Source organism: uncultured Campylobacter sp. (assembly GCF_938030685.1).
GTDB lineage: Bacteria > Campylobacterota > Campylobacteria > Campylobacterales > Campylobacteraceae > Campylobacter_B.
The window spans coordinates 1-7198 of record NZ_CALHHX010000148.1 but is presented as its reverse complement, the minus strand read 5'-3'; the positions used below and the strand labels follow the sequence as shown (position 1 = coordinate 7198).

At 45.2% G+C, this 7198-nt stretch carries 7 protein-coding genes; 6 read left to right on the top strand and 1 reads right to left on the bottom strand.

Going from position 1 to position 7198, the window contains the following annotated elements; translation table 11 throughout:
- Window positions 1-37 precede the first annotated feature (37 nt).
- Window positions 38-1162: a hypothetical protein gene (locus tag Q0369_RS06855; RefSeq protein ID WP_298097752.1), complete on the bottom strand. Its 1125-nt coding sequence runs from the start codon at window positions 1160-1162 to the stop codon at window positions 38-40.
- Between the two features lie 467 nt (window positions 1163-1629).
- Here Q0369_RS06855 and Q0369_RS06850 point away from each other — a divergent pair, with 467 nt between their 5' ends.
- From Q0369_RS06850 to rpsR, 6 genes are all read left to right on the top strand, one after another.
- Window positions 1630-2883 (top strand): hypothetical protein, encoded by a 1254-nt coding sequence (locus Q0369_RS06850; RefSeq protein WP_298097749.1) that lies wholly within the window; start codon window positions 1630-1632, stop codon window positions 2881-2883.
- Window positions 2880-4802 carry a ribonuclease R family protein gene (locus Q0369_RS06845; protein ID WP_298097746.1) on the top strand — a complete coding sequence of 641 codons (1923 nt, stop codon included), beginning with the start codon at window positions 2880-2882 and terminating at the stop codon, window positions 4800-4802. The genes Q0369_RS06850 and Q0369_RS06845 overlap by 4 nt, the downstream gene beginning before the upstream one ends.
- Window positions 4802-5806, top strand: a complete 1005-nt coding sequence (locus Q0369_RS06840) for a DNA polymerase III subunit delta (protein WP_298097744.1) — start codon at window positions 4802-4804, stop codon at window positions 5804-5806. The genes Q0369_RS06845 and Q0369_RS06840 overlap by 1 nt, the downstream gene beginning before the upstream one ends.
- Before the next feature lie 84 nt (window positions 5807-5890).
- Window positions 5891-6304 (top strand): 30S ribosomal protein S6, encoded by a 414-nt coding sequence (gene rpsF / locus Q0369_RS06835; protein ID WP_005873267.1) that lies wholly within the window; start codon window positions 5891-5893, stop codon window positions 6302-6304.
- Between the two features lie 10 nt (window positions 6305-6314).
- Entirely contained in the window at window positions 6315-6914 is a 600-nt protein-coding gene (locus Q0369_RS06830; RefSeq protein WP_298097741.1) for a single-stranded DNA-binding protein, read from the top strand.
- Window positions 6915-6927: 13 nt separating this feature from the next.
- On the top strand, window positions 6928-7188 hold the full coding sequence (gene rpsR, locus Q0369_RS06825; protein WP_295151385.1) for a 30S ribosomal protein S18: 261 nt from the start codon (window positions 6928-6930) through the stop codon (window positions 7186-7188).
- The last annotated feature ends 10 nt before the right edge of the window (window positions 7189-7198 follow it).

Sequence of the window (7198 nt, the reverse complement as noted above, 5' to 3'; positions counted from 1 at the left end):
GCTAGCTCTGCATATGTTTTTAGTGCCTCAAACTTTCTCATTTTCTATCCTTTCTGAAGAATTCCTCTATCATCTTTTGATTACACTTTTCTATTGAATTAGTTTCATTTTTGTTACACATCCAAAACTCACCGCCAGATTGCGGACCCAAAGCACTCACTAGAGCTTGCAATATCCAAGTGTGATAAGACTCATAGATGTATATATTGTCGGCTAGTATCTTGCCCGTATTTATATCTTTTATGATTCCACCGTAGTTAAATCCCATGCCCAGCATATTATCGAATATGGTTTTTATATTAGGCTTTGGTTCTAGGAGATGATATGGATCTTCCACTATAAGCTCGGTAGGCGCTATCTCATCTTTGGAGATTTCTTTGCGCGCTATGCATTTGTCTTTATAAATTTGCTTGTAGTATTCCATTTTTTTATCTACGTCTTGTAGCCTATCTATAACCCGCTTTATTTGATAGTCGTCCCATGTAAATACCTTGCCGTTCATATTAATAGGGTTTGGGCTTCTATATCGTTCTTGCACTATTTTTATTATTTTGTCCACTACTATTCTTTGTTGCTGCGGGTAACTCTTTTTTCTCTCTTCGTTATCAAACCAAGCATCATAATATATCTCTTTATACTCGCCAGGTTTTGAGTGGTACTCGTCGTAAAGTTGTTTAAATTCAGAGTAGGGTATTTTTTTATCGGATAAGTAGTCCTTTAGTTCTTCATCTATCGACATAAAGCATTTATTTGAAGTATTGTTATCTACGTACATTCTAAAAAATTTACCATTATTGGCACTATCTTTCGCTTGAACTCTATAATCTATATAGTCCAAATCGCCATTTATCAACATCGTAAAAGCAATGTCTTTAGTATAATCTTGCGATGAGAATTGATTTGCTTTGGGAAATCCTAGATCAAATTTCTTTTCTCCGGCATAATATGCTCTGATAGCTGGCTTTTCATAGACGTTTATTTTGCCGTATAGATATCCGTAGCAATGAAATATGGCAGAAACTATAAACCCGTCACCGAAAAATACGACAAACCAAACAAAAAGCCAAAAACGTTTGCGTTTGCCTTTAGGGGCGATTAAGGCGACAAAAAAGCTTATGGTAAAAAAAGCGGGTATTATGAAAAGAAATACTATACTGCGCATATCTAACCCTTATAAAAATACATATGCAAATTTGTAGAGCTCAAAGAGCTTCTTTAGTAGCAATATTTTATTGCTCTATATCTTAGCTCGTCATTAAATTTCATATAAATTCAACTGCTTAAATTTATATGAAATTTTAAAAACTAGCTTGAGTATCTTAAAGTTATTTTCGGTTTTTAAGTCTTTTTGGCTCTTCAAACTTCTGTTTTAATCAAGCTCTTTATAAACGAAATTTCGATGCATTCTATACGAAAGGGGATTAAAATTTTATAAAACGGCGCTTGAAATTTAGGTTTTGCCGTCGCGACAAACGGGCGGTTTGATCCGCGATTTTCGGGTGCAAAAAGAGCGCTTTAAAAGCCTCGTGAGCCGAAGTGGAATTTTGGCGCAACGGCGGCGTTTTGCTTTGCAATTTGAGTTAAAATTTGATATGATTGTGCGAAATTTATATTGAACGGCTTTTTAAAATGAATAAATTTATAACCCAAAAAATAGGCGCGCTCGCGGGCTTTAGCGATGAAATTTTAAAAATTTTAGCATCGTTTGACGCGGCCGTTTCGGACGTCAGGCTCGCTTTGCAAATTTCAAAAAGCGCCCCTCTTGCGGATAAAATTTTAGATTTAGCATTTTGTGGTTTGTCTAAATTTAGCGCCGAAGGACTTGCAAGGCAAAATTTTACTGCCGCAAACGGGCGGTGCGATCTACAAGGCGCGGAGCCTGTGAAGTCCATAGGATGCGGCTTACAAGATGCCGCAGACGAGTGGCGGCAAAACGAGTGCGCCGCTAGCGAGCAAAAAAGCGCAGACTTAGCAGGGCGGAGCGATAGTCTTAAATTTAATCGCTCAAATGACGCAAACGGCGCGAACTATAGCGACGAGAATTTTAAATTTAACCCCTCGCAGGCCGCGAGCGATACGCAGCGGCAAAATCAGCACGCCGCTGCGAGAGCTGATTGCACGCTAGGTTCGAGCATCTCTATGCAAGCCGCACAAACGCAACAGCAAGAACGAGAGCAGGAGCATGGGCAAGCGCAGAAGCAAAAACAGGAACAAGAATGGGGCAGAGCGGAGGAGCGGGGACAAGGGCAGGGCGCCGCGGCACTAAAAACGCTAAATTTACAGCGAGCGTTTGAGCTTTACGGGCGCGAGCAGATGCGGGCGTTTTTTCTATTCGCCGTATTCGACGAGATGCTAAAGCCGAGCCTACGGGCGTATCGCATCGACCGCGAAAAGCTTACGCAGGTCTCGCTGCTGCGAAATCTGCTTATGTTTTCGTGGATCAAATCCTACCCGCAGATAGAGCAAAGCATCCTTTCAAGCGTGATTTTGGTGGAGTTCGGGCGGGTTTTTATCGACGAGCAGGTGTGTGCTGCGGGCAAGGCGGAGGAATTTTACCATGCCATCAAGGGCTCGATCTTTCCGCAGGATTTTACCGACGTGGAGATGAAATTTACCGGCACGAACCGCGAAAGCGTCTCGCACGCGCTATTTGCGCATTTCGGGCTAGAGCAGATCGCGCAGGACGCGCTGTATTCAAACGCCCCCGACGACGCGCCTTTTGAGAACAAATCCCGCTACGCGATGCTAAAGATCGCCAAAACCGCGGTCAATATCTACCATCATTTCGACGAGCTTAGCATCGACAACGCTTTAAATTTACTAGTCGAGTTCGGCTTCGAACAGGAAGCGTTTTTAGAGGCGAAAGGCGAAATTTCGATATGAAAGAGTTCCTGCGCGCCTTCAACTCGGGCGTATTTGAAAAGGATCTCAGCGGCGAGCAAAAGGAGCTCGTGCGCAACCTCCTAAATATCGGCGCTATCAGCGCGCACAAGGGCAAGCTCTATCTGAACGACGGCTATGTTTTCGGCAGGCTCGACATCGCGCGCGACGGCACGGGCTATCTGCAAAGCTTCGACGACCGCTTCAAGGCAGATCTCATCATCGAAAACAGATATCTAAGCGGCGTGCATCTGGGCGATCTGATCCTAGCAAAAATTTTAAGCTCAAGAAAGTCCCGCCTGCACGCAAAAGTGCTAATGTGCGTCAAGCCCGCATTTTTAACGAGCGTGGTTTATACCAAAAGCTTCGGGCGCGAAATTTTAGGCGTGAACGTCAAAACCGGCCTCGCAAATCCGCTCAAAGCCACGCAAAAATCGCTAAAGCAGCTGCCCGCAAACACCCTTTTAAAGATCGATAATCTAACGAACGAGATCACCGAGGTGATCGGAAGCTTAGCCGATCCCTTCGTCGATGAGAAAATTTCTTTAGCGATCTACGATAAAAACGACGAATTTAACGAAGCGTGCAAGCAGCAAGCCGCGAGCTTCGGCAGCGAAGTGGACGAGGCGCTGTATCCGCAGCGCGTGGATTTGCAGCATTTGCCCTTTTGCACCATTGATCCTATCGACGCCAAGGACTTCGACGACGCGATCTATTTTGACGTGAAAGAGCGCACGCTTTACGTCGCGATCGCCGATGTGAGCGAATATGTAAGCGAATACTCGCCGATCGATAAGGAGGCGAAATTTCGCGGCTTTTCGATCTATTTCCCGCACCGCTCCGTGCCGATGCTACCGCGCGAGCTTAGCGAGAATATCTGCTCGTTGATGCCTGATCTGCCGAGGCTAGCCTTTGTTTTTAAAATCGCTTTGGATGAAAATTTAAACCCGCAAAAGCAGGAGCTTTTCGAAGCGATTATAAGATCAAAACGCCGCTATAATTACGACGAGGTCGATGAAATTTTACGCACCCGCAAGGCGTGCGAGCCTGAAATTTTAAGCTGGCTCTTGCCGCTTAATGAAATTTGCGAGCGCCTGCGCCGCGCGAGGCTAAAGCGCGGATTTGATTTTCGCACCAAGGAGCTTCGCATCACGCTTGATGAGCGCGGCCTGATAAATTCCACCCGCTTTGAGACCGACACTCCGTCGCACAAGCTCATCGAGGATTGTATGCTGCTAGCCAACAAAGCCGCTGCGGCACGCATCGAGCGGGGCGTTTTTAGAAATCACGGCTCAGCGGAGCTTAAAAAAATTTACGCTCTGCTTGACGATCTGGCGCTGTTTGGCATCGACGCGCCGTATCAGAGCAACCTTGCTAAAATGATCGGCGAAATCCAAGCGCAAGCCGATACTATGGGTATCCGCGAGGAGGTCGATAAGCTCATCATCAAGGCTCAAAAGCGCGCCGAGTACGGATCCGAATCGCGCGGGCATTTCGGGCTCGGATTTGATAACTACACGCACTTCACAAGCCCGATCAGGCGCTATTCCGATCTCATTTTGCACCGCTTGCTAAAGGCGCAGATGAGGGGGGATGAGAAATTTTATAATTACCTGCTTTTAAACATTGACGCGACGTGCGTGCGGCTAAACGAGCTTGAACGCGAGGCGGATAAGGTTGCGTTTGATTTTATGGACCGAAAATTTGCGCGCTGGGCAGCGGAAAATTTAGGTAAAAAATTCCGCTGCTACATCGACGAAAACGGAAATTCCGTTACCGCAAAGCTCGACGACAAACTAAAGGGAGCTAAAATTTTGGTTTCAAATTTCGCCGGCGACATTTTAACGCCCGTGCTAGTGGAGCTTACGGACGCAAATATCGCTAGCGGAGTGATTTTAGGCAGAGTGGTAAAGAAGATCTGATGTATAGGAGAGAATTTGACGGGCTTATCGCAAGCGGAAGGGTGCCTAATTTCGTGCTTTTGCGCGGCGGAGACGATTTTTCAAACGAGCTTTACGCGCAGCGCTTGAAGCAAATTTACGCCTCGGAAAATTTTTTGAGTTTGTATTTTTTGGAGTATGATTTTGAGCAGGCGCGAAGCTTTTTGGAGCCTTCGCTTTTCGGCGGCAGCAACACGCTTCATATCAAAACCGCCTCGCTCATCAAAAAAGAGGAGCTACGAAGGCTCATTGCGCTATGTAAGGCGGACGCGAACAATCATCTAATTTATGAGCTAAACGATAGCGAAATTTCTGTAAGCGCGGATTTTATCAAAGAATTTGAACGAAACGAAGTGAGGTTTTTCAAACCCTCAGGCGTAAACGAAGCTATAGCGCTGCTTGCGCAAAAATGCGAGATGTGCGGGCTTTTTGCAAACACCGCCGCGCTTAGTAGGATCTACGCCATCCACAACGAAAGCCTGAGCCTAAGCGCGAGCGAGATAGAAAAATTTGCAAGTTTAGGGCTTGAGCTTAACCTGCAAAACGTAAATTTGATGGTTTATGGCCTTAGCGAAGTAAGCTACGACGAGCTTTTTGATAAAATTTTTGGACTAAGCGACTTTCGCGTAGATTTTTACAAAATGGCTCTGGGCGGCGGATACAACGAAATGGAGCTGATAAATTATTTCTACCGCTTGATTTATAGAATTTTTCGCCTGCATGCTTACGTGAAAATAAACGGCAGATTTGATTTTAAGGCGGTTTTGGGCTATCAGCCGCCCCCTTCCGTGGCCGCACAGATGCAGCGCTACGCCACCAGCTTTTCAACGCGAACATTTTATAAAATTTTCGCTCACTTAAACGATTTGGAATTTGAACTCAAAAGCGAAAAGAACGCGGCGAAGGACGAGCTTTTGCTCGCGTCGTTTTTGAGGTTGCAGCGCATGCTGCTAAGTTCGCTCGGACAAAAAGCAAATATTAAGTGAAATTTTAGTAATATCTTTTCGCATTTTTTGCAAAATCCTTGCCCGCAGACACCGTTTGCGAGCTAAAATCCATAAGGAGAATTTATGAGAAACTACGAGGTTTTATTCATCGTTAAGCCCACGCTTACCGACGATGAAGTTAAAACAAAAGTCGATTTCGTCAAAGAAATCATAACCAAAAACGGCGGAGAGATCGCTTCCGTAATCGAAATGGGCGCTAGAAAGCTAGCCTATAAGATCGATAAATATGAGCGCGGAGTTTATTTTGTAATCTATTTTAAAGCCGAGCCGAGCTTAATCTCCGAACTTGTTAGAAATCTGCGCATCACCGAAGATATCATTAGATTTTTGACCGTCAAATATGAGACTAAGCGCGAAATTTCCGCTTGGGACAAGCTAAGCAAAGGCATCAAACTAAGCCCCGCCAAAAAAGAGCGCGAGCCAAAAGCGCCGGTAGAGCCAAAAGAGCCTGAAGAAGCAGCCAAAGAGGGCGAATAAAGGATAAAATATGTTCAATAAAGTAGTTTTGGTAGGTAATTTGACCCGAGATATCGAGCTTAGATATCTGCAAACGGGCACCGCCGTAGGCAAAACTGGCATCGCCGTCACGCGCAGATACAATAGCTCAAACGGTGAGAAACGCGAAGAAACGTGCTTTATAGACATAGATTTTTTCGGTCGTACGGCCGAGATCGCAAATCAATACTTGCGAAAAGGCAGTAAAATTTTGATCGAAGGCCGCTTAAAGCTAGATCAGTGGCAAGATCAGAACGGACAGAACCGAAGCAAGCACTCCATTAGCGTAGATACGATGGAGATGCTAGGAAGCAATCAAGGTGGAAGCGGCGGCTATAATCAAGGCGGTAATTACGAGGGCGGCAATTATGGCGGAAGCTCCGGCGGCTACAACGGAGGAAATTCTAACTATAGCGGCGGTAATTACGGCGGCGGAAATAGCTATGCTAATAGACAAAACTCAAATTCTAGAGGCGCAAAAAACGATTATAACGCGCCTAAACAAAAAGAGCAGAGTTACGAAAGCACGATTCCGGAAGTCGACGTCGATGCCGATAAATACGATGACGGCAACGATACGATCCCATTTTAATTAAGGAAAAATCATGGCAGATAAGAGAAAATATACTAGGAAGTATTGCAAATTTACGGAAGCAAAGATCGAATTTATCGATTATAAGGACACGGCGCTGCTAAAGCACTGCCTAAGCGAGCGCTTTAAGATCATGCCGCGCCGCTTAACCGGCACCAGCAAAAAATACCAAGAGATGGTAGAAAAGGCTATCAAGCGCGCGCGCCAAGCAGCCCTTATACCTTACATCGTCGATCGCAAAGACGTGGTCGTAAATCCATTCGAAAATCTTTAAATTTTAGCGG